Source organism: Micromonospora thermarum (assembly GCF_012034245.1).
Classification (GTDB): domain Bacteria; phylum Actinomycetota; class Actinomycetes; order Mycobacteriales; family Micromonosporaceae; genus Micromonospora; species Micromonospora thermarum.
This window is the reverse complement of sequence record NZ_JAATEO010000019.1, coordinates 45,138-63,976: the sequence shown is the minus strand read 5'-3', so window position 1 is coordinate 63,976 and position 18,839 is coordinate 45,138. Positions and strand designations below refer to the sequence as shown.

Annotated in this window: 16 protein-coding genes; 12 read left to right on the top strand and 4 right to left on the bottom strand. The window is 71.6% G+C overall.

Going from position 1 to position 18,839, the window contains the following annotated elements:
- The first annotated feature begins 3 nt into the window (after window positions 1–3).
- From ruvB to HCJ94_RS18190, 6 genes are all read left to right on the top strand, one after another.
- A complete protein-coding gene (ruvB, locus tag HCJ94_RS30315) occupies window positions 4–1,026 on the top strand; it encodes a Holliday junction branch migration DNA helicase RuvB (RefSeq protein ID WP_240944323.1) in 1,023 nt (340 codons plus the stop codon).
- 138 nt (window positions 1,027–1,164) lie between these two features.
- Window positions 1,165–1,503 (top strand): preprotein translocase subunit YajC, encoded by a 339-nt coding sequence (gene yajC / locus HCJ94_RS18210; protein ID WP_168002224.1) that lies wholly within the window; start codon window positions 1,165–1,167, stop codon window positions 1,501–1,503.
- 217 nt (window positions 1,504–1,720) lie between these two features.
- A complete protein-coding gene (secD, locus tag HCJ94_RS18205; RefSeq protein WP_168002223.1) occupies window positions 1,721–3,634 on the top strand; it encodes a protein translocase subunit SecD in 1,914 nt (637 codons plus the stop codon).
- Between the two features lies 1 nt (window position 3,635).
- Complete coding sequence (secF, locus tag HCJ94_RS18200; RefSeq protein ID WP_168002222.1) at window positions 3,636–4,823, top strand: protein translocase subunit SecF; 1,188 nt, start codon at window positions 3,636–3,638, stop codon at window positions 4,821–4,823.
- 87 nt (window positions 4,824–4,910) lie between these two features.
- On the top strand, window positions 4,911–5,477 hold the full coding sequence (locus HCJ94_RS18195; RefSeq protein WP_168002221.1) for an adenine phosphoribosyltransferase: 567 nt from the start codon (window positions 4,911–4,913) through the stop codon (window positions 5,475–5,477).
- A 238-nt stretch (window positions 5,478–5,715) separates the two neighbouring features.
- Window positions 5,716–8,169 (top strand): RelA/SpoT family protein, encoded by a 2,454-nt coding sequence (locus HCJ94_RS18190; RefSeq protein WP_309227335.1) that lies wholly within the window; start codon window positions 5,716–5,718, stop codon window positions 8,167–8,169.
- A 123-nt stretch (window positions 8,170–8,292) separates the two neighbouring features.
- On the opposite strand, the gene HCJ94_RS18185 is transcribed toward HCJ94_RS18190, so the two are convergent.
- Both HCJ94_RS18185 and HCJ94_RS18180 read right to left on the bottom strand, forming a co-directional pair.
- The gene (locus HCJ94_RS18185; protein WP_168002292.1) at window positions 8,293–9,057 is read right to left on the bottom strand and encodes a peptidylprolyl isomerase; all 765 of its coding nucleotides are present in this window, start codon (window positions 9,055–9,057) and stop codon (window positions 8,293–8,295) included.
- A gap of 100 nt (window positions 9,058–9,157) precedes the next feature.
- On the bottom strand, window positions 9,158–10,048 hold the full coding sequence (locus HCJ94_RS18180) for a peptidylprolyl isomerase (RefSeq protein WP_168002219.1): 891 nt from the start codon (window positions 10,046–10,048) through the stop codon (window positions 9,158–9,160).
- 258 nt (window positions 10,049–10,306) lie between these two features.
- On the opposite strand from HCJ94_RS18180, the gene HCJ94_RS18175 reads away from it, so the two are divergent.
- The 3 genes from HCJ94_RS18175 (at window position 10,307) to HCJ94_RS18165 (ending at window position 13,429) form a co-directional block, all read left to right on the top strand.
- Complete coding sequence (locus HCJ94_RS18175) at window positions 10,307–11,026, top strand: MBL fold metallo-hydrolase (RefSeq protein ID WP_168002218.1); 720 nt, start codon at window positions 10,307–10,309, stop codon at window positions 11,024–11,026.
- A 54-nt stretch (window positions 11,027–11,080) separates the two neighbouring features.
- Window positions 11,081–12,403, top strand: a complete 1,323-nt coding sequence (hisS, locus tag HCJ94_RS18170) for a histidine--tRNA ligase (RefSeq protein WP_168002217.1) — start codon at window positions 11,081–11,083, stop codon at window positions 12,401–12,403.
- A 90-nt stretch (window positions 12,404–12,493) separates the two neighbouring features.
- On the top strand, window positions 12,494–13,429 hold the full coding sequence (locus tag HCJ94_RS18165; protein ID WP_168002216.1) for an acyl-ACP desaturase: 936 nt from the start codon (window positions 12,494–12,496) through the stop codon (window positions 13,427–13,429).
- A 108-nt stretch (window positions 13,430–13,537) separates the two neighbouring features.
- Here HCJ94_RS18165 and HCJ94_RS18160 read toward each other — a convergent pair whose 3' ends face one another.
- The gene (locus HCJ94_RS18160) at window positions 13,538–14,050 is read right to left on the bottom strand and encodes a PaaI family thioesterase (RefSeq protein WP_168002215.1); all 513 of its coding nucleotides are present in this window, start codon (window positions 14,048–14,050) and stop codon (window positions 13,538–13,540) included.
- Between the two features lie 56 nt (window positions 14,051–14,106).
- On the opposite strand from HCJ94_RS18160, the gene HCJ94_RS18155 reads away from it, so the two are divergent.
- A complete protein-coding gene (locus tag HCJ94_RS18155) occupies window positions 14,107–14,583 on the top strand; it encodes a winged helix-turn-helix transcriptional regulator (RefSeq protein WP_168002214.1) in 477 nt (158 codons plus the stop codon).
- 78 nt (window positions 14,584–14,661) lie between these two features.
- On the opposite strand, the gene HCJ94_RS18150 is transcribed toward HCJ94_RS18155, so the two are convergent.
- Window positions 14,662–15,492 carry an SGNH/GDSL hydrolase family protein gene (locus tag HCJ94_RS18150; protein WP_168002213.1) on the bottom strand — a complete coding sequence of 277 codons (831 nt, stop codon included), beginning with the start codon at window positions 15,490–15,492 and terminating at the stop codon, window positions 14,662–14,664.
- 248 nt (window positions 15,493–15,740) lie between these two features.
- Here HCJ94_RS18150 and HCJ94_RS18145 point away from each other — a divergent pair, with 248 nt between their 5' ends.
- Window positions 15,741–16,796, top strand: a complete 1,056-nt coding sequence (locus HCJ94_RS18145) for a S1 family peptidase (protein ID WP_168002212.1) — start codon at window positions 15,741–15,743, stop codon at window positions 16,794–16,796.
- A gap of 177 nt (window positions 16,797–16,973) precedes the next feature.
- The gene (aspS, locus tag HCJ94_RS18140; RefSeq protein ID WP_168002211.1) at window positions 16,974–18,779 is read left to right on the top strand and encodes an aspartate--tRNA ligase; all 1,806 of its coding nucleotides are present in this window, start codon (window positions 16,974–16,976) and stop codon (window positions 18,777–18,779) included.
- Window positions 18,780–18,839 lie beyond the last annotated feature (60 nt).

Sequence of the window (18,839 nt, the reverse complement as noted above, 5' to 3'; positions counted from 1 at the left end):
GGCATGCGACTCGCGGAGTGGGCGCCACGTCGCGACCGCTTCGAGGAGCGGCTCGCGGCCGACCGGGTGGTATCGGTGGAGCAGGCCGGTCTGCACGAGTGCCGGTGTCTGACGGTGGACGGCGATCACACCTTCACTGTCAATGACTTCGTCGTGCACAACACCACGTTGGCCAACATCGTCGCCGCGGAGCTGGGCACCGGCATCCGGGTGACCAGCGGCCCGGCGATCGAGCGCTCGGGCGACCTGGCCGCCATCCTGACCAGCCTCGCCGAGGGCGACGTGCTGTTCATCGACGAGATCCACCGGATCGCCCGGCCGGCGGAGGAGCTGCTCTACTCCGCGATGGAGGACTTCCGCGTCGACGTGGTCGTCGGCAAGGGCCCCGGCGCGACCGCCATCCCGCTCGACGTGGAGCCGTTCACGCTGGTCGGCGCGACCACCCGGTCCGGCCTGCTCACCGGCCCGATGCGGGACCGGTTCGGCTTCGTCGCGCACCTGGACTTCTACGCCCCGGCCGACCTGGAGGCGCTGCTGCACCGCTCGGCGCGGATCCTCGGCGTGCCGATCACCGACGACGGCGCCGCCGAGATCGCCGGCCGGTCCCGGGGCACCCCGCGGATCGCCAACCGGCTGCTGCGCCGGGTCCGGGACTTCGCCGAGGTCCGGGCCGACGGTGTGGTCACCGTGGAGACCGCCCGGGCGGCCCTCACCGTGTACGACGTCGACGCGCTCGGGCTGGACCGGCTGGACCGGGCGGTGCTCACCGCGCTGGTCGACTCGTTCCGTGGTGGGCCGGTGGGCCTGTCCACCCTCGCGGTGGCGGTGGGGGAGCAGCCGGACACGGTGGAGGAGGTCTGCGAGCCGTTCCTGGTGCGCGCCGGCCTGCTCGCCCGTACGCCCCGGGGGCGGGTCGCCACCGAGGCCGCCTGGCGGCACCTGGGGCGTACGCCACCGAATGGTACATTTGGCACGGATGCCCCTCCCGTGCCCGATCTGTTCTCCGTGGAGCCCGATCAGCCGTGATGTGAACGTGATCTGTGCCGCATTCGGCGTTCCCAGGTGCAGGGATTAGACTCGCCGCGGTCTGTACAGGACGTGAGAATCCGCCTCCGCTCCGGCGCACCCGTGCCGGTCCGGAGGCCAATGGGAAGGTCTACCACCGTGCTTTACGCACAATCGGCCGGCGGCGCCGGCGGCTTCACGCCCATCCTCATGATCGCCCTGCTCTTCGGCGTCATGTACTTCATGATGATCCGTCCGCAGCAGAAGCGGCGCCGCGAAGCGGAGGCGATGCAGTCCACCCTCGGCCCGGGCGACGAGGTCGTGACCATCGGCGGGCTCTACGGCACGGTCACCGGCGTGGACGACGACACCGTCCTGCTCGAGGTCGCCCCCGGCGTGCAGACCCGCTACGCCCGCCCCGCGATCGCGCGGGTGGTCACCAAGGCGGAGCGTCCGGCCGAGTCGGCCGCCGACGACGCGGACGTCGTCAAGGAGTGACACCGTCGCCCGCCCCGGTGAGCACCGGGGCGGCGCTCGCGACGTGACAAGTGGATAGCCGGGTCGGCGCGCGGCGCCGGTACGCCTGGGCCGGCGCGTGCTGCCGTGGCCCGTGTGCCGGTCGCGCGTACCGGCTCGGGCAGCTCATCGGCCGGGAGGGCCGGCCGACACCCGCCGCCCGCAGCGGCGGCGTGACCCACAGGGAGACAGGACAGCCGTGGCACCACCTCAGGGACAGATGCGCCCCGGACGGCAACTGGCCGTGCTCGGGTTCATCTTCGTCGTCCTCTACCTTCTGGTGTTCTTCGCGGGCGGTGCCAGCGGCAGCTGGAAGGACCGGCTCGAGCCCAAGCTCGGCCTGGACCTCGTCGGCGGCACCCGGCTCACGCTTGAGGCGACGAACACGGTCAACGGGCAGCCGCCGACCGCGGAGAACCTCGAGGAGGCCCGGCAGATCATCGAGAACCGGGTCAACGCGTTCGGTGTCGCCGAGGCCGAGGTGGTCACCGAGGGCGACCGGAACATCGTGGTCTCCCTGCCCGGCGAGAACCGGGACCTGACCGAGGTCGGCAGCGCGGCCGAGCTGCGCTTCCGCAAGGTGCTCAAGGTCGCCGACGGCAGCGGTGCGGCCGCGGCCCCGGCGCCGAGCCCGACCGTCACCCCGTCCGGCACCGCCTCACCCGCCCCCTCGGGCAGCGCGACGCCGACCCCGTCGTCCAGCGTGAAGGCGACCCCGTCGCCGAGCGGCGGCCAGGGCGGCGGCGCCCCGGCGCCGAGCGCCAGCGCCACCCCGTCGGCCACCGCGTCGGCCACGCCGAGCGCCGCCGCGCCGTCGCCGAGCGGCAGCGCCCAGCCCGTCCCGGCGAGCGTCGAGGAGCAGCGCAAGGCGGTCGAGCGGAAGGTCGGTGCGGCCGCGTGGGCCGCCGCCAGCGGCCTGCAGGCTCCGGCCGACCTGACCACCGACCCGTCGCTGGGTGAGAAGCTCAAGCCGTTCGCGTCGCTCAGCGGCCGCGAGGTCGCGGTGCTGCCGGCGCAGATGCAGTTCAACGTCCCGCAGATCACCTGCGCGCAGCTCGACGACCGCCCGCCGGCGTCGATCTCCGCTCCCGACCAGCAGGTCGTCGCCTGCGAGGACGGCGCCCTCAAGTACCTGCTCGACCAGGCCAAGGTGCTCGGCACCGACGTCGACGACGCCAACGCGGTGCTCGACCAGACCAACCAGTGGGTGGTCAGCCTCGACTTCACCGGCCCCGGCCAGGAGAAGTGGACCAACCTGACCCGCGAGTCCTTCAACAACGAGGGCCAGGCCTGCGACGCCACCGCGCTCGGTGACAGCGGCAAGTGCCGGGTCGCCGTCGTGCTGGACAACGACGTGGTCTCCTCGCCCGAGATCCAGGGTGTGCTGACCGGCAACTCCCAGATCACCGGCAACTTCACCCAGCGGGACGCGAGCGACCTGGCCAGCACGCTGCGCTACGGCGCGCTGCCGGTGACCTTCGAGGAGGCGGAGTCGCAGAACGTCACCGCCACCCTGGGCGCCAGCCACCTGCGGGCCGGCCTGCTCGCCGCCGGCATCGGCATGCTGCTGGTCATCATCTACTCGTTCTTCTACTACCGGCTGCTGGGTTCGGTGATCTTCCTGAGCCTGGTGCTGTCGGCGCTGCTGGTCTTCGGTGCGCTGGTGGTGCTCGGCCGGCAGATCGGCTTCACCCTCACCCTCGCCGGCATCGCCGGCATGATCGTCTCGCTCGGTGTGGCGGCGGACTCGTTCGTCATCTACTTCGAACGCCTCAAGGACGAGATCCGCGAGGGCCGCAGCCCGCGCAGCGCGGTGCCGCGGGCGTGGATCCGGGCCCGCCGGACGATCATCTCGGCCAACGCGATCACCCTCATGTCGGCGGTGGTGCTCTACATCGTCTCGGTCGGCACCGTGAAGGGCTTCGCCTTCGCGCTGGGCCTCGCCACGGTGCTCGACCTGGTGGTGGTGTTCCTCTTCCGGCACCCGATCATGACGATGTTCGCCCGCACCCGGGCGTTCCTGTCCCCACGGGTCAGCGGTCTCGGCCGGGCGCTCCCGGCACGGACCGCCGAGCCGGCCAAGCCGCGCAACCCGCGCGTGAAGGAGGCCTGAGATGGCTGGTGGTGGTCTCGCGAGCCGCCTCTACCGTGGTGAGGCCGGTCTCGACATCGTCGGGCGCCGCAAGCTGTGGTTCACGGTCGCCGCGACCCTGATCCTCATCGCGGTGCTGAGCTTCGCGGTGCGGGGCTTCAGCCTCGGTATCGAGTTCGCCGGCGGCAACTCGTTCCAGGTCCCGGCCAGCGTCGGCACGCTGGAGCAGGCCGAGGAGAAGGTCGAAGCGGCGCTCGCCACCGAGGGTGGCGGTGCCGAGGTGGTCTCCGCCCAGCAGGTGGGCGGCACCGGCAGCACCGTCTACGAGATGCGCACCACTCAGCTCTCGCCGGAGGAGGCGACCGCCGTCACCGGGGAGCTGGCCGCCGAGTTCGGCATCCCGACCAGCGACATCAGCTACACGCAGGTCAGCGAGGCGTGGGGCAGCCAGGTCACCCAGCGCGCGCTGCTCGGTCTGCTGATCTTCGTGGCGCTGGTGACGGTGTACCTGATCCTGCGCTTCGAGTGGCGGATGGCGGTCTCCGCGGTCGCCTCGCTGGTCATCAACCTGATCCTCACCGCCGGCATCTACTCGCTGGTCGGCTTCGAGGTCACCCCGTCGACCGTGATCGGCTTCCTCACGATCCTCGGCTTCGCGCTCTACGACGTCGTGGTGGTCTTCGACAAGGTCCAGGAGAACACCCGGGGCATCACCGCGAACAACAACCAGACGTACGGCGAGGCGGCCAACCTGGCGATCAACCAGAGCCTGATGCGGTCGCTGAACACGTCGGTGGTCGCGCTGCTCCCGGTCGGTGGTCTGCTGTTCATCGGTGCCGGCCTGCTCGGCGCGGGCACCCTGAAGGACCTCGGCCTGGTGCTGTTCGTCGGTATGGCGGTGGCGTTCCTGACCTCGATCCTGGTGGCCACCCCGCTGCTGGTGCTGCTCAAGAACTTCGAGCCGCGGATCCAGGCGCACAACAAGCGCGTCCTGGCTCGCCGGGCGGCGATCGAGCGCGGTGAAGTCACGCCGAAGGGCGCACCGCGGTCGGTGGAGGGCACCGACGCGGCGGTCGACCCGGAGGCGGCGGCTCTGGCCGGCGCGGCACCGAAGGTGGGCGCGCGGCCGGCGGGCAAGCGGCCGTCCGGCGCCCGGGGCGGGCGTCCCGCCGGTGGCGGTGGCAACCGTCCGGGTGGCAAGCGGCGCTGACCCGGCGCAGACCGGTCCGACGGCGTCCTTCATGCTGTGCGAGCAGCAGGGAGGACGCCGTCGTCGTGGAAGGGAACGGAAACTGCCGTGACGGAGACCCACAGCACCCGGGTACGGGGAGACAGCGGCCACGAGGTCGCCCAGCTGGTGGCCAGCCGGGTGCTGGACGTGCCCGACTTCCCGAAGCCGGGCGTCATGTTCAAGGACCTGATGCCGCTCTTCGCCGACGGTGACGTGTTCCGCGAGGTGATCGACGGGATCATCCGTCACCACGGGCGGGACTCGTTCGACGCGGTGGTCGGGATCGAGGCGCGCGGGTTCGTGATCGCGGCGGCCATCGCGTACGCGGCCGGGGTCGGCGTGGTGCCGGTGCGCAAGGCGGGCAAGCTGCCCCGCCCCGCCTACTCGGCCTCCTACGCCCTGGAGTACGGCGAGGCCACCCTGGAGGTCCATCAGGACGCCTTCACCGCGGGGCACCGGGTGCTGGTGGTGGACGACGTGCTCGCCACCGGCGGCACCGCCGAGGCCACCCTCGACCTGGTCGAGCGGGCGGGCGGCACGGTGGCCGGCTTCACGGTGCTGCTGGAGCTGGGCTTTCTCGGTGGCCGGGAGCGGCTGGCCCCGCGTCCGGTCCATGCCCTGTTGACTGTTTGAGCACCACAACCGTCGGGCGGACCCGGCGCGGTCCGTCCGGCGGAGCGGCGGGGCACCGTGCGTGCGGGTAGCATTGCCCTTTGCTTGACCGGACGGGTGACCGTCCGGCGGACGTCGGCCCGGGGCCGGCGGGGAACAACACCGGCCCGGCGGCCGGTTGTACACGACGTCGGCCGCACGGCCGGCGTATTTCCGGCGAGCGGTGAGGAGGCCGGTGTCCCACGATGTCGCCCCTCCGGTGGAGGGCACGGTGCACCCGACAGGCGACGGCTCGGTGACCGACCGGAACGGTGACGCCCGGGTGACGGGCCCCGGCAACGCCTCCGGCACGACGGACGCCATCCGCCCCGGCGCGACCGCCGGGAGCGAGGGTGTCGTCGTCCCGATTCGCGGTGCCTCGCCCGACACCTCCCCGAGCGGCGGGTTCGCGCTGTCGAACGCGCCCACCGGACGGCGGGTCCGGGCGCGGCTGGCCCGGTTCAACGCGCCCTGGCAGTCCTCGCAGGTCAGCGAGGTGCTGGAGCCGCTGATCGCCACCCACCGGGAGAACCACCCGAAGGCCGACGCGCGGCTGCTCCAGCGCGCCTTCGACACGGCGGCCCGGTGGCACTCCGGCCAGTACCGGAAGTCGGGTGACCCGTACATCACCCACCCCCTCGCGGTGGCGACGATCCTGGCCAACCTGGGGATGGACAGCACGACGCTGGTGGCGGCGCTGCTGCACGACACCATCGAGGACACGGAGTACACGCTCGACCAGATGCGCGCCGACTTCGGCGGCGAGGTGGCGCTGCTGGTCGACGGCGTCACGAAGCTCGACAAGGTCAAGCTGGGCGACGCGGCCAAGGCCGAGACGATCCGCAAGATGGTCGTCGCCATGGCGAAGGACCCGCGCGTCCTGGTGATCAAGCTCGCCGACCGGCTGCACAACATGCGGACCCTGACCTTCCTGCCCCGTCCCAAGCAGGAGCAGAAGGCCAAGGAGACGCTGGAGATCCTCGCCCCGCTGGCCCACCGCCTCGGTATGAACACGATCAAGTGGGAGCTGGAGGACCTGGCCTTCGGCACCCTGTTCCCGAAGCGGTACGAGGAGATCAACCGCCTGATCGGGGAGCACCAGCCGCAGCGGGAGGCGCTGCTGCGCCAGGTCACCCAGAAGGTGTCGACCGACCTGAAGGCCGCCAAGATCAAGGCGGAGACCACGGGCCGGCCGAAGCACCTCTACTCGATCTACCAGAAGATGATCGTGCGGGGTCGGGACTTCAACGACATCTACGACCTGGTCGGCGTGCGGATCCTGGTCGACACGGTGCGGGACTGCTACGCGGCGCTGGGCGTGATCCACGCCAACTGGCAGCCGGTGCCGGGGCGGTTCAAGGACTACATCGCCATGCCCAAGTTCAACATGTACCAGTCGTTGCACACGACGGTCATCGGGCCGACCGGCAAGCCGGTCGAGATGCAGATCCGCACGTACGCCATGCACCGCACCGCCGAGTTCGGCATCGCCGCGCACTGGAAGTACAAGGAGCACAAGGGTACGCAGATCGTCGGGCCGCCGGCGCACATCGATGAGATGACGTGGCTGCGCCAACTGCTCGACTGGCAGCGGGAGGCGGCCGACCCGAGCGAGTTCCTCGACGCGCTGCGCTTCGACCTGTCCAGCCAGGAGGTGTACGTCTTCACCCCGAAGGGTGACGTCATCCCGCTGCCGACCGGGTCGACGCCGGTGGACTTCGCGTACGCGGTGCACACCGAGGTCGGGCACAAGTGCATCGGCGCCCGGGTCAACGGCAAGCTGGTGCCGCTGGAGTCGACGCTCTCCAACGGCGACGTAATCGAGATCTTCACGTCGAAGTCCGACACCGCCGGCCCGACGCAGGACTGGCTGGGCTTCGTCAAGAGCCCGCGGGCGCGGACGAAGATCCGCCAGTACTTCAACAAGGAGCGGCGCGAGGAGGCGATCGAGGCCGGCAAGGACGCGATCGTCAAGGCGATGCGCAAGCAGGGCATGCCCCTGCAGCGGATGCTCACCTCGGACGCGCTGATGGCGATCGCCCGGGACCTGCACCTGGCCGACGTGGCCTCCCTGTACGCCGCGGTCGGCGACAGCCAGGTCTCCGCCCAGTCGGTGGTGCAGAGGCTGATGGCCACGTACGGCGGCGAGGAGGGCGCGGCGGAGGACATCGCCGAGACCGCCGTCGCCACCCGGCCGCCGCGCAGCCGGCAGAGCAGCAGCGACCCGGGCGTCGTGGTCCGGGGCGTCAGCGACGTCTGGATCAAGCTGGCCCGTTGCTGCACCCCGGTGCCGCCGGACGCGGTCTTCGGTTTCGTCACCCGTTCCGGCGGGGTGAGCGTGCACCGGGACGACTGCGCCAACGCCGAGGACCTGCGGGCGCAGAGCGAGCGGGTCGTCGAGGTGAGCTGGAAGCTCACCAGCGCCTCGACGTTCCTGGTGGCCATCCAGGTCGAGGCGCTCGACCGGCACAAGCTGCTGGCCGACGTGACACGGGTGCTCTCCGACGAGCGGGTCAACATCCTGTCGGCGACGGTCACCACCACCCGGGACCGGGTGGCGGTGAGCCGGTTCAGCTTCGAGATGGCCGACCCGAAGCACCTGGGCCACCTGCTGGCCGCCGTCCGCAAGGTCGACGGCGTCTTCGACGCGTACCGGGTCACCTCCGGCGCCTGACTTGGGCGGCGGGCTCCGTCCCGCCGCCCCGCTCCCTCGCCGATCTTGCACTTGTGGCCCCTGAGATGCGTGGAGTGTCCCCTTTGCCGGGGCACAAAGTGCAAGATCGCGGGGGTGCGAAGGTCAGCTCATGGTGAGCTTGTTGATGACGATCTCCTTCTTCGGGTGACCGCCGCCGGCCTGCTGGGCGAAGGCCTTGTCGTCGCCCGCCGCCGCCACCTGCTTCACGATGTCCATGCCGCTGGTGATCGTGCCGAGCACCGTGTAGTTCGGGTCCAGCGGCGAGTCGCCGTACACGATGAAGAACTGGCTGCCGGTGCTGCCCGGCTGGCCGGAGTTCGCCATCGCGATGACGCCCTCCGGGTACGGGGGCCGCTTGTCCGTGGGCAGGTTCTCCTCGGCGAGCCGGTAGCTCGGCCCGCCGGTGCCGTCGGTCTCCCGCCAGCCCTTGCCGGTCGCGCTCGGGTCACCGCACTGGAGCACCTTGATGCCCTCGGTCACCAGTCGGTGGCACTTGGTGTTGTCGAAGAAGTTCTTTTCCGCCAGGTGGGTGAAGCTCCCGGCGGTGCACGGCGTCCGCGACCGGTCGACCTTGGCGGCGATCTGCCCCAGGTTGGTGTCGATCGTGAGCGTCTGGGTGCCGGTGTTCGACTGCTGGTTGCTCGGCAGGCCGACGTCCTTGATCTGCGGGGTCCGCTGGTCGGCCTCGATCGGGGTGAACGCGCACTGGGCGGCGCCCGACGGCGCGGCCGTGTCGGTCGACGGGTCGTCGCCGACGGTGGACACCAGCCAGACGGTGCCGGCGACCACCAGCAGCAGGGCGGCACCCGCCCCGACGATCGCCTGGGTCTGCCGACGCCGGCGGGCCCGGGCCGACCGTTCGGCCATCTCCTTCTCGAGCCGGGCGCGGGCCGCCGCGCGCTGCCGCTCTCTGGTGGACGTCACGCCTGATCCTCCTGCGCTGTGTCGGGTTGGTGGGTCGGCCGCGTCAGCCGGCGCTGGGGCTGGCCGCCGGGGTGGCCGACGCCGTGGTGGTCGGCGTCGCCGCCGGGCTCGGCGCCGGCTCGGTGACCGTCAGGCTCTGGACGACCACGTCGTCGTCCTTGGGCTTGACCTTCGCCCCGCTCCCATTGTCCACGGTCGGCAGCTTGCCGATCTTCTCGATCGTCTCCAGACCGGACGTGACCCGCCCGATGATCGAGTACTTCGGGTCGGCGGTGGTGAAGTCCTTGAAGAAGACCAGGAACTGGCTGCCGTTCGCCCCCGGCGCGCTGCCGATCATCGCGACCGTGCCCTTCGGGTACGTCGCGGGCTGGCCGGGCGCGGGGCTCGCCGACGGGGACGGCGCGGCGGTGGGGACGTTCTCGTCGTAGAACGAGTACGCCGGGCCGCCCAGCCCGGTGCCGCTCGGGTCGCCGCAGCGCACCGCGCCCTCGGTCGTGATCTCGTGGCACTTGGTGTTGTCGTAGAAGGAGCGGCTGGCCAGATGCGAGATGCTCGCCACCGCGCACGGGGCGCTGGCGACGTCGAGCTCGGCGGTGACCGGGGCGCCCTGGTTCGTGACGACGGTCATCGTCCGGACGCCCTCGGTCGGCAGCCCGGTGGTGGCGGGGGTGCCGACGTCCTTGAGGTTGGTGTTCGCGGCGGCGTCCTGCGGCGTCCAGAGGCAGACGTCCTCGGCGGCGGAGTTCTCGGCCGGGTCGCGGTCGAAGGCGCCCAGGCCCCAGGCCGAGCCGACCACGATCAGCGCGAGGACGACGGCGACGCCGACCCCGGCCTGGATCTGCCGGCGACGGCGGACCCGGGCGGCACGCCGGGCCATCTGCCGGTCGAGCTTGGCCCGTGCGAGTTTGCGCTGCCGGTCCCTGCTGGAAGCCACCCGTGCTCCCCTTCCTCTACCCTGGTTCCGTGGCGGACGGGCCGCTCGCCTGTCGGCTGGGCAGGTGCGCCACGCCACACGCCCGCCAGAGTGTACGGCCAGCGGCTGGGAATGTGGTGTACGAGGTCGGGGCTGCGGTCATCGGGCATCGTCACTGTTCCCGGCCGGGTTGCCGAGCCGGTGCGTCGACGAAACGGCTCGCGTCGGCGACTAGGCTCACGGGCGGGGACCCGACAGCTCGACGGAAGGGGAGCGGACGTGCTCGTTGCCGGCTTTCCCGCGGACGCCTTCGGCACCAACTGCTACGTGGTCGCCACCGCGCCCGGGGAGCAGTGCGTGGTGGTCGACCCCGGTATCGGCGTGCTCGACCGGCTCGACGCGCTGCTGGCCGAGCACCGGCTGCACCCGGCCGCGGTCCTGCTCACCCACGGCCACCTCGACCACACCTTCTCGGTCGCGCCGGTCTGCGGTGCTCGCGGGATCACCGCGTACGTGCACCCGGGCGACCGGGAACTGGTCGCCGACCCGGCGAAGGGGCTGTCGGCCGACCTCACCGCGCTCTTCGGCGGGCGCCTGCCGTACACCGAGCCGGAGGACGTCGCCGAGCTGACCGACGGCGCCACGCTGAGCCTCGCCGGGCTGGAGATCACCGTCGACCACGCGCCCGGCCATACCGGCGGGTCGGTGCTGTTCCGGTTGCCCGGTGCCGGCTCGCGCTGGGAGGCGGACGAGATCTGCCTCTCCGGCGACGTGCTCTTCGCCGGCTCGATCGGCCGCACCGACCTGCCGGGCGGCAACATGCCGGCGATGCTCACCAGCCTGCGGAGCAAGATCCTCCCGCTGGCGGACGACACCGTCGTGCTGCCCGGCCACGGCCCTGCGACGACCATCGGCCGTGAGCGCGCGACCAACCCGTACCTCATCGAGGTGGCCGGGAACGACGCCGCGCGACCGGCGGACCCCGCCCGCGGCCTGTAGCGGCCGCACCGATTCTTCCCGCGCGGACCGCGCGGTACCTGTGAACGGAGCATCATGAGCAAGCCCACGCCCATCTCCGGCTTCCCGGAGTGGACGCCCGCCCAGCGGATGATCGAGCAGTACGTGCTGGACCGGATCCGCGGCACCTTCGAGCTGTACGGGTTCGCGCCGCTGGAGACCCGCGCGGTCGAGCCCCTCGACCAGTTGCTGCGCAAGGGGGAGACCTCCAAGGAGGTCTACCTGATCCGGCGGCTGCAGGCCGACACCGACGGCCCGGCCGGTGACGACGCCCTCGGCCTGCACTTCGACCTGACCGTGCCGTTCGCCCGCTACGTGCTGGAGAACGCCGGCAAGCTGCAGTTCCCGTTCCGTCGCTACCAGATCCAAAAGGTGTGGCGGGGCGAGCGGCCGCAGGAGGGTCGGTACCGGGAGTTCCTCCAGGCCGACATCGACATCGTCGACCGGGACACCCTCGCCCCGCACCACGAGGCGGAGATGCCGCTGGTGATCGGGGACGCCCTGCGTTCGCTGCCGATCCCACCGGTACGCATCCAGGTCAACAACCGCAAGATCTGCGAGGGCTTCTACCGGGGCATCGGGATCGAGGACCCGGAGGCGGCGCTGCGCGCCGTCGACAAGCTCGACAAGATCGGTCCGGCGAGGGTCGCCGAGCTGCTGGCCGAGACGGCCGGCGCGAGCGAGGCGCAGGCCAAGGCCGTTCTGGCCCTCGCCGAGATCTCCGCGCCGGACGCGTCGTTCGCCGACGCGGTGCGGGCGCTCGGGGTGAACCACCCGCTGCTCGACGAGGGCATTGAGGAACTGGTCCGGGTGATGGACACCGCCGTCGAGCACGCCCCCGGCCTGTGCGTGGCCGACCTGCGCATCGCGCGGGGCCTGGACTACTACACCGGCACCGTCTACGAGACGCAGATGATCGGGTACGAGCGGTTCGGCTCGGTCTGCTCCGGCGGCCGGTATGACAACCTCGCCACCGCCGGAACGGCCCGCTTCCCCGGCGTGGGCATCTCCATCGGGGTGACCCGCCTGCTCGGCCTGCTGTTCGGCGCGGGCGCGCTGACCGTGTCGCGGGACGTGCCGACCTGCGTGCTGGTGGCGGTGACCGACGAGGAGTCGCGGGGCGTGAGCAACCGCGTCGCCGAGGCGTTGCGGGCACGGGGCGTGCCGACCGAGGTGTCGCCGAGCGCGGCGAAGTTCGGCAAGCAGATCCGGTACGCCGAGCGGCGCGGCATCCCGTACGTGTGGTTCCCGGGCCCGGAGGGGGACGAGGTCAAGGACATCCGCTCCGGTGAGCAGGTACGCGCGGAGGCCGGCGTGTGGACGCCTCCGGCGGTGGACCTGAAGCCCCTGGTGAGCTGAACTGCCGGGGCGTCCGGCTGGGACGCCACTGGCGCGGACGGCCGATCGGACCTACGGTAGCGTAAGTTACGCCACCGTAGGGAGATCGCCGTGACCGTGCTCAGCCAGACCGCCCTCCTGCACGAACTCGAGGCCGTCGTCGAGAAGAACCTCGACCGGCACCTGTCGATCGCCAAGGAGTGGTTCCCCCACGAGTACGTGCCGTGGAGCGAGGGGCGTACCTTCGACGGGCCGCTCGGTGGGGAGGCGTGGTCCCCGGAGGACTCCACCATCCCCGAGGTGGCTCGTACCGCCCTCATCGTCAACCTGCTCACCGAGGACAACCTGCCCTCGTACCACCACCAGATCGCCACGCTCTTCGGCCGGGACGGCGCGTGGGGGACGTGGGTGCACCGGTGGACCGCCGAGGAGGGGCGGCACGGCACGGCGATCCGGGACTACCTGACCGTGACCCGTGCCGTCGACCCGGTGGCCCTGGAGCGGGCCCGGATGGTCCACATGTCGAACGGCTTCCACAACGCCCACGACGAGGAGATGCTGCACTCGCTCGCGTACGTGTCGTTCCAGGAACTCGCCACCCGGATCTCCCACCGCAACACGGGCAAGGTCACCGGCGATCCGCGGTGCGAGGCGCTGCTCGCCCGGATCGCCGCCGACGAGAACCTGCACATGGTGTTCTACCGCAACCTGCTCAACGCGGCCTTCGAGCTGGCCCCGAGCCAGGCGATGCGGGCGGTGGCCGACGTCCTGGCCGACTTCCAGATGCCGGGCAACGGCATCGAGGGCTTCGCCCGCAAGTCGGTGGCGATCGCCCTGGCCGGCATCTACGACCTGCGACAGCACCGCGACGATGTGGTGGTCCCGGTGCTGCGCCAGTGGGACATCTTCAAGGTCACCGGTCTGGACGGCGACGGCGAGGCCGCCCGCGAGCAGATCGCCGCCCACCTCGACGACCTGGAGCGCGCCGCGTCCCGCTTCGAGGAGAAGCGCGACGCCCGCCGCGCCCGCCAGTCCGCCCGAGGCTGAGGCTCCACGTGCCCTCACCCGCCCGCCGATCTTGCACTTTCTGGCCGGGCGAAGGGCGCATTCCGCCCGTATCGAGGGCCGAAACTCCATGATCGGCGGGGGGTGGGGTCAGGGGGTGGGGGAGTCCACCGGGAACAGGAGGCAGGAGGACGTCGCGTGGGCGATCAGGCGGCCCTTGGTGTCCGTCAGACGGGCCTCGGCCAGGGCCGTACGGCGACCGCGCTGGAGGACGGTGCCCTCGCAGCGCAGCGTGCCGGAGTCGACGGTGACCGGGCGGAGGAACTTCACGTTCAGGTCGAGCGAGGTGTAGCCCACGCCGGCCGGCAGGGTGGTGTGCACGGCGCAGGCCGCGGCCGTGTCCAGCAGCGTGGAGATGACGCCACCGTGGACGGTGCCGAGCGGGTTGTAGTGGAACTCCTGCGGCACCAGCTCGACCGCGACCCAGCCCTCCTCGGCCTCCATCCGCGCCATGTCGACCAGGTGCATGATCGGCGGGGCGGCGAGCTCGCCCGCGATCATCGCCCGCAGCAGGTCGAGGCCGCTGCGCCGGCCGAGCTGAGCGGCGTTGATGCCCGGGTCGGACCAGGAGAACGTGCGGCTGCGGTCCTGCGTCTGTGTCATGGACTCAGCCTCGCAGCCGTTTGCTGAGTCTGTCAATCAGACCTAGCCTGGCGGGTATGAGACCCGCGGCACTGGACTGGTCGATCGAGAACTGCACCCTCGCCCGCGCGATGGAGGTCCTCGGCGAGAAGTGGGCCCTCGTGGTGCTGCGTGAGGTCTTCAACGGTGTCCGCCGCTTCGACGACATGCGGGTCCGCACCGGCATCCCCCGCCAGGTGCTCACCAACCGGCTCGCCACGCTCGTCGAGGAGGGCGTGCTGCGGCGGGAGCCGTACCGGGAGCCGGGCAGCCGGCTGCGCCACGAGTACCGGCTGACCCCCAAGGGTCTCGACCTGTGGCCGGTGCTGGTCGCCGTGCTCGCGTGGGGTGATCGCTACCTCGCCGACCCGGAGGGCTCGCCGCTGCGGGTCGCGCACCGCGACTGCGGCGGCGACGTGAGCGTCGTGCTGCGGTGCGAGCGCGGCCACGAGATCGACGAGCCCCGCGAGGTGGTGCCGCGGCCGGGCCCGGGGGCGCGCCGCCGGGTCGGCTGACGATCGGGTGTCGCCGGTACGGCTCCGGGGTGGCGTGGCGCGCGTCCGCCGGGGCGCCGCGCGCCGGTCACCGGTCGCCTACCAGCGGAAGCCGGCGGCGTACGACACGCTCGCCAGCACCTGCTGCCCGCTGGTGTTCGGGTGGAAGTAGTCCCAGCCGGAGAGCTGGCTCAGGGTGAACGGGTAGCCGAAGACGGCGTTGTTGTCGAAGAGGCAGTTCGCGCCGTACGCCGCGCAGGCCGCCGCGAGCTGGGTGTTGAAGTCGATCACCCGCTGCCGGACCCGGTTGCGCCGGTCGACGTCGGCCTGGGCGGTGGAGGTCGGGTTGGCCAGCATGGACTGGCAGATGCCGAAGAGCGACCAGGCACTGCGGGCGCTGCCGTTGTCCTTGCCGACGAACCAGAGCCGGTGGATGTCCGGGACGCTGATGAGGAAGACCTTGGCGGTGGGCAGGCCGGCCTTGAGCCGGTTGAGCGCGGAGTCGATGTTCGCCCGGAAGGTGGCCACCGAGGTCATCGAGGACTCCGAGCTGGTGCAGGCGTCGTTCGCGCCGATCAGCATGGTGACGTACCCGACGCCCTGGCTGACCGCGGTGCCGGCCTGGCCGTACATGTCGGCGGACTTCGCCCCCGACCGGGCGTCGTTGTGGTTGCGGCCGTTGATGGTCGGGTTCACCGCGCGAATGCGCAGGTAGTGGCTGTTCACCGTGGAGTAGTCCCCGGTGCTGAACGAGCGCGACGTGCAGTCGGTGTACCAGCCGCAGGCGTTGAAGCCGCGGGTGATGGAGTCGCCGAGGCTCGCCATCGAGTTCGGCGGCGGGCCGGAGTCGGCGACGGCGGGGGTGGCGGCGATCAGGACGAGGGTGACGAGGCTGGCGAGGGTGGCCAGCGCGCGACGGACGAGGGTCATGGTGGCCTCCGGTCACGGGTCCCGGGATACACGGTGACCGGAGCGTATAGACAACCGTCTGTGTCCACAATGTTGCGCAGCCGTAACATGTGGCCGTTGGATGAATTCGGGCAAACCGGGGTCTTGCCTACGATCTTAAATATATGAATACTTCCCTCAGCTCGGCCGGTTTCCCCAGCTCGCCGGGTTGATCCCCGCGGTCCCGCCGCCCCGGCGCGGGCCGTTCCCTCTCTCACGGAGGTTGTTACATGCGACCCACGAGGTCCACGTTCCGCCGCGCCGCCACCCTCGTCGCGGCCGGAACCCTGGTCGCCGGATCCCTGATGGGAGCCCCGGCCCAGGCCGCCCCCGCCGCCGCCTCACCGGACGCCGCGGCCACCCTCGCCGAGCGGCTCGGTGACCGCGCCGCCGGCACGTACGCCGGCGCCAACGGCAAGATGGTCGTCGCCGTGACCGACGCCGTCGCCGCCCGCCAGGTCGCCGCGGCCGGCGCCACCCCGAAGATCGTCAAGCGCGGCGCCGCGGAGCTGAACCGCGCCACCGCCGAGCTGGAGCGCACCGCCAAGATCCCGGGCACCGCCTGGTGGGTCGACCCGGCCACCAACCAGGTCGTCGTCTCCGTCGACAGCACCGTGACCGGCGCCAAGCTGGAGCGGGTGAGGGCCGCCGCGGCGCGGACCAACGGCGCGGTGCGCATCGAGGCCGAGGCCGGCGTGCTGAGCACCCGGATCTCCGGCGGACAGGCCATCTACGCCGGCGGCGGCGGGCGCTGCTCGCTCGGCTTCAACGTGCGCAACAGCAGCGGCGTGAAGTACTTCCTCACCGCCGGCCACTGCACGAACATCTCGTCGAGCTGGTACTCGAACTCGTCCCAGACCACGCTGCTGGGCACCCGGGCCGGCTCCAGCTTCCCGGGCAACGACTACGGTATCGTCCGGTACAGCAACCAGACCACCACGCAGCCGGGCAACGTCTACCTCTGGAACGGCAGCTACCGGGACATCACCGGCGCCGGCAACGCGTTCGTCGGCCAGTCGGCGCAGCGCTCCGGCAGCACCACCGGCCTGCACAGCGGCTCGGTCACCGCGCTGAACGCGACGGTGAACTACGCCGAGGGCTCGGTCTCCGGCCTGATCCGCACCAACATCTGCGCCCAGCCCGGTGACAGCGGCGGCTCGCTGTTCAGCGGCTCCACCGCCCTCGGCCTCACCTCCGGCGGCAGCGGCAACTGCACCACCGGCGGCACCACCTACTTCCAGCCGGTCACCGAGGCGCTGAGCGTCTACGGCGTGAGCGTCTACTGATCGAGGCACCGAGCGGGCCGCCGGATTCCTCCTCCGGCGGCCCGCCGCGTGCGAGGGGCCCCTTCTTGACACCCGCGCGTCGAGGAGGGGCCCTTCCTCACACCCGTGGAACGTCGGACCGGCAGCCCTGACAGAATGCCGGGCAGAGACATTCCGCAGACGAGGGAGACGCACGTCGTGATCCGTACCCATGACGCCGGCAGCCTGCGCGCGACGGACGCCGGCACCACGGTGACGCTCGCCGGGTGGGTGGCCCGCCGGCGCGACCACGGCGGTGTCATCTTCGTCGACCTGCGCGACGGCTCCGGCGTGGTGCAGGTCGTCTTCCGCGAGGAGGACGCGCACGCGCTGCGCAACGAGTTCTGCGTCAAGGTCACCGGCGAGGTGACCCGCCGCCCCGGGGGCAACGAGAATCCGGACCTCGCGACCGGCGAGGTCGAGGTGACGGCCGTCGAGCTGGAGGTGCTGTCCGAGGCGGCTCCGCTGCCGCTGCCGGTGGACGACCAGATCGAGGCCGGGGACGATGTCCGCCTCCGCTACCGCTACCTGGACCTGCGCCGCAGCGGCCCGGCGAAGGCCATGCGGCTGCGCTCGCGGGCGAACCAGATCGCCCGGACCGTGCTGCACGAGCGGGACTTCCTGGAGATCGAGACCCCGACGCTCACCCGCTCGACGCCGGAGGGGGCCCGCGACTTCCTGGTGCCGGTGCGGCTCCAGCCGGGCACCTGGTACGCGCTGCCCCAGTCGCCGCAGCTGTTCAAGCAGCTGCTCATGGTCGGCGGCATGGAGCGGTACTACCAGATCGCCCGCTGCTACCGGGACGAGGACTTCCGCGCCGACCGGCAGCCCGAGTTCACCCAGCTCGACATCGAGATGTCGTTCGTCACCGAGGACGACGTGATCGACCTCGGCGAGGCGATCGTCTCCGCGCTGTGGAAGGAGCTGGCCGGCCACGAGATCACCCGGCCGATCCCGCGGATCACCTGGCACGACGCGATGGCCCGGTACGGCTCCGACAAGCCGGACCTGCGCTACGGCGTCGAGCTGACCGAGCTGACCGACTACCTGCGGGGCACCCAGTTCCGGGTCTTCGCCGGCGCGATCGACGCGGGCGGCTACGTCGGCGCGGTGGTCATGCCGGGCGGCGCGAGCCAGTCCCGCAAGGAGCTGGACGGCTGGCAGGACTGGGCCAAGGCGCGTGGCGCGAAGGGCCTCGCGTACGTGGTGCTCGACGCCGAGACGGGCGAGGCCCGCGGCCCGGTGGCGAAGAACCTCTCCGAGGAGCACCTGGCCGGCCTGGCCGACGCGGTCGGCGCCAAGCCCGGCGACGCGATCTTCTTCGCCGCCAGCGCCAACACCCGGGAGGCGCAGGAGCTGCTCGGCGCCGCCCGGATCGAGATCGCCAAGCGGGCCAACCTCGTCGACGAGAGCGCCTGGGCGTTCTGCTGGGTGGTCGACGCACCGATGTTCGAGCGCACCGACGAGGGTGGCTGGACGGCCGTGCACCACCCCTTCACCTCGCCGAACGCGGAGTGGGTGGACCGTTTCGAGGAGGCGCCGGACCGGGCCCTGGCGTACGCGTACGACATCGTCTGCAACGGCAACGAGATCGGCGGCGGCTCGATCCGTATCCACCGCGGCGACGTGCAGCGGCGGGTCTTCGACCTGCTCGGCATCACGCCGGAGGAGGCGCAGGACAAGTTCGGCTTCCTGCTGGAGGCGTTCAAGTACGGCCCGCCCCCGCACGGCGGCATCGCGTTCGGCTGGGACCGGGCCTGCATGCTGCTCCTCCGCGCCGACTCGATCCGGGAGGTCATCGCCTTCCCGAAGACGCGCGGCGGCTTCGACCCGCTGACCGGCGCGCCCACCCCGATCACCGCCCAGCAGCGTACCGAGGCCGGCATCGACGCCAAGCCGAAGCCGCAGGCCGCCCCGCACACCGGCACCGCCGGCCCCGCCGCCCCGGTAGCCGACCCGACCTGACCACCGCCCACCCCGCCCCTCCGGGCCCGGGCGCGTCGATCATGACGTCGGCGGGTGGCG

Coding starts and splice junctions, on each gene's coding strand:
- HCJ94_RS18145 (WP_168002212.1), top strand. CDS start 15,741: ATGCGACCCACGAGGTCCACGTTCCGCCGCGCCGCCACCCTCGTCGCG.
- HCJ94_RS18160 (WP_168002215.1), bottom strand. CDS start 14,050: ATGACACAGACGCAGGACCGCAGCCGCACGTTCTCCTGGTCCGACCCG.
- HCJ94_RS18185 (WP_168002292.1), bottom strand. CDS start 9,057: ATGGCCGAACGGTCGGCCCGGGCCCGCCGGCGTCGGCAGACCCAGGCG.
- secF (WP_168002222.1), top strand. CDS start 3,636: ATGGCTGGTGGTGGTCTCGCGAGCCGCCTCTACCGTGGTGAGGCCGGT.
- HCJ94_RS18150 (WP_168002213.1), bottom strand. CDS start 15,492: ATGACCCTCGTCCGTCGCGCGCTGGCCACCCTCGCCAGCCTCGTCACC.
- hisS (WP_168002217.1), top strand. CDS start 11,081: ATGAGCAAGCCCACGCCCATCTCCGGCTTCCCGGAGTGGACGCCCGCC.
- ruvB (WP_240944323.1), top strand. CDS start 4: ATGCGACTCGCGGAGTGGGCGCCACGTCGCGACCGCTTCGAGGAGCGG.
- HCJ94_RS18155 (WP_168002214.1), top strand. CDS start 14,107: ATGAGACCCGCGGCACTGGACTGGTCGATCGAGAACTGCACCCTCGCC.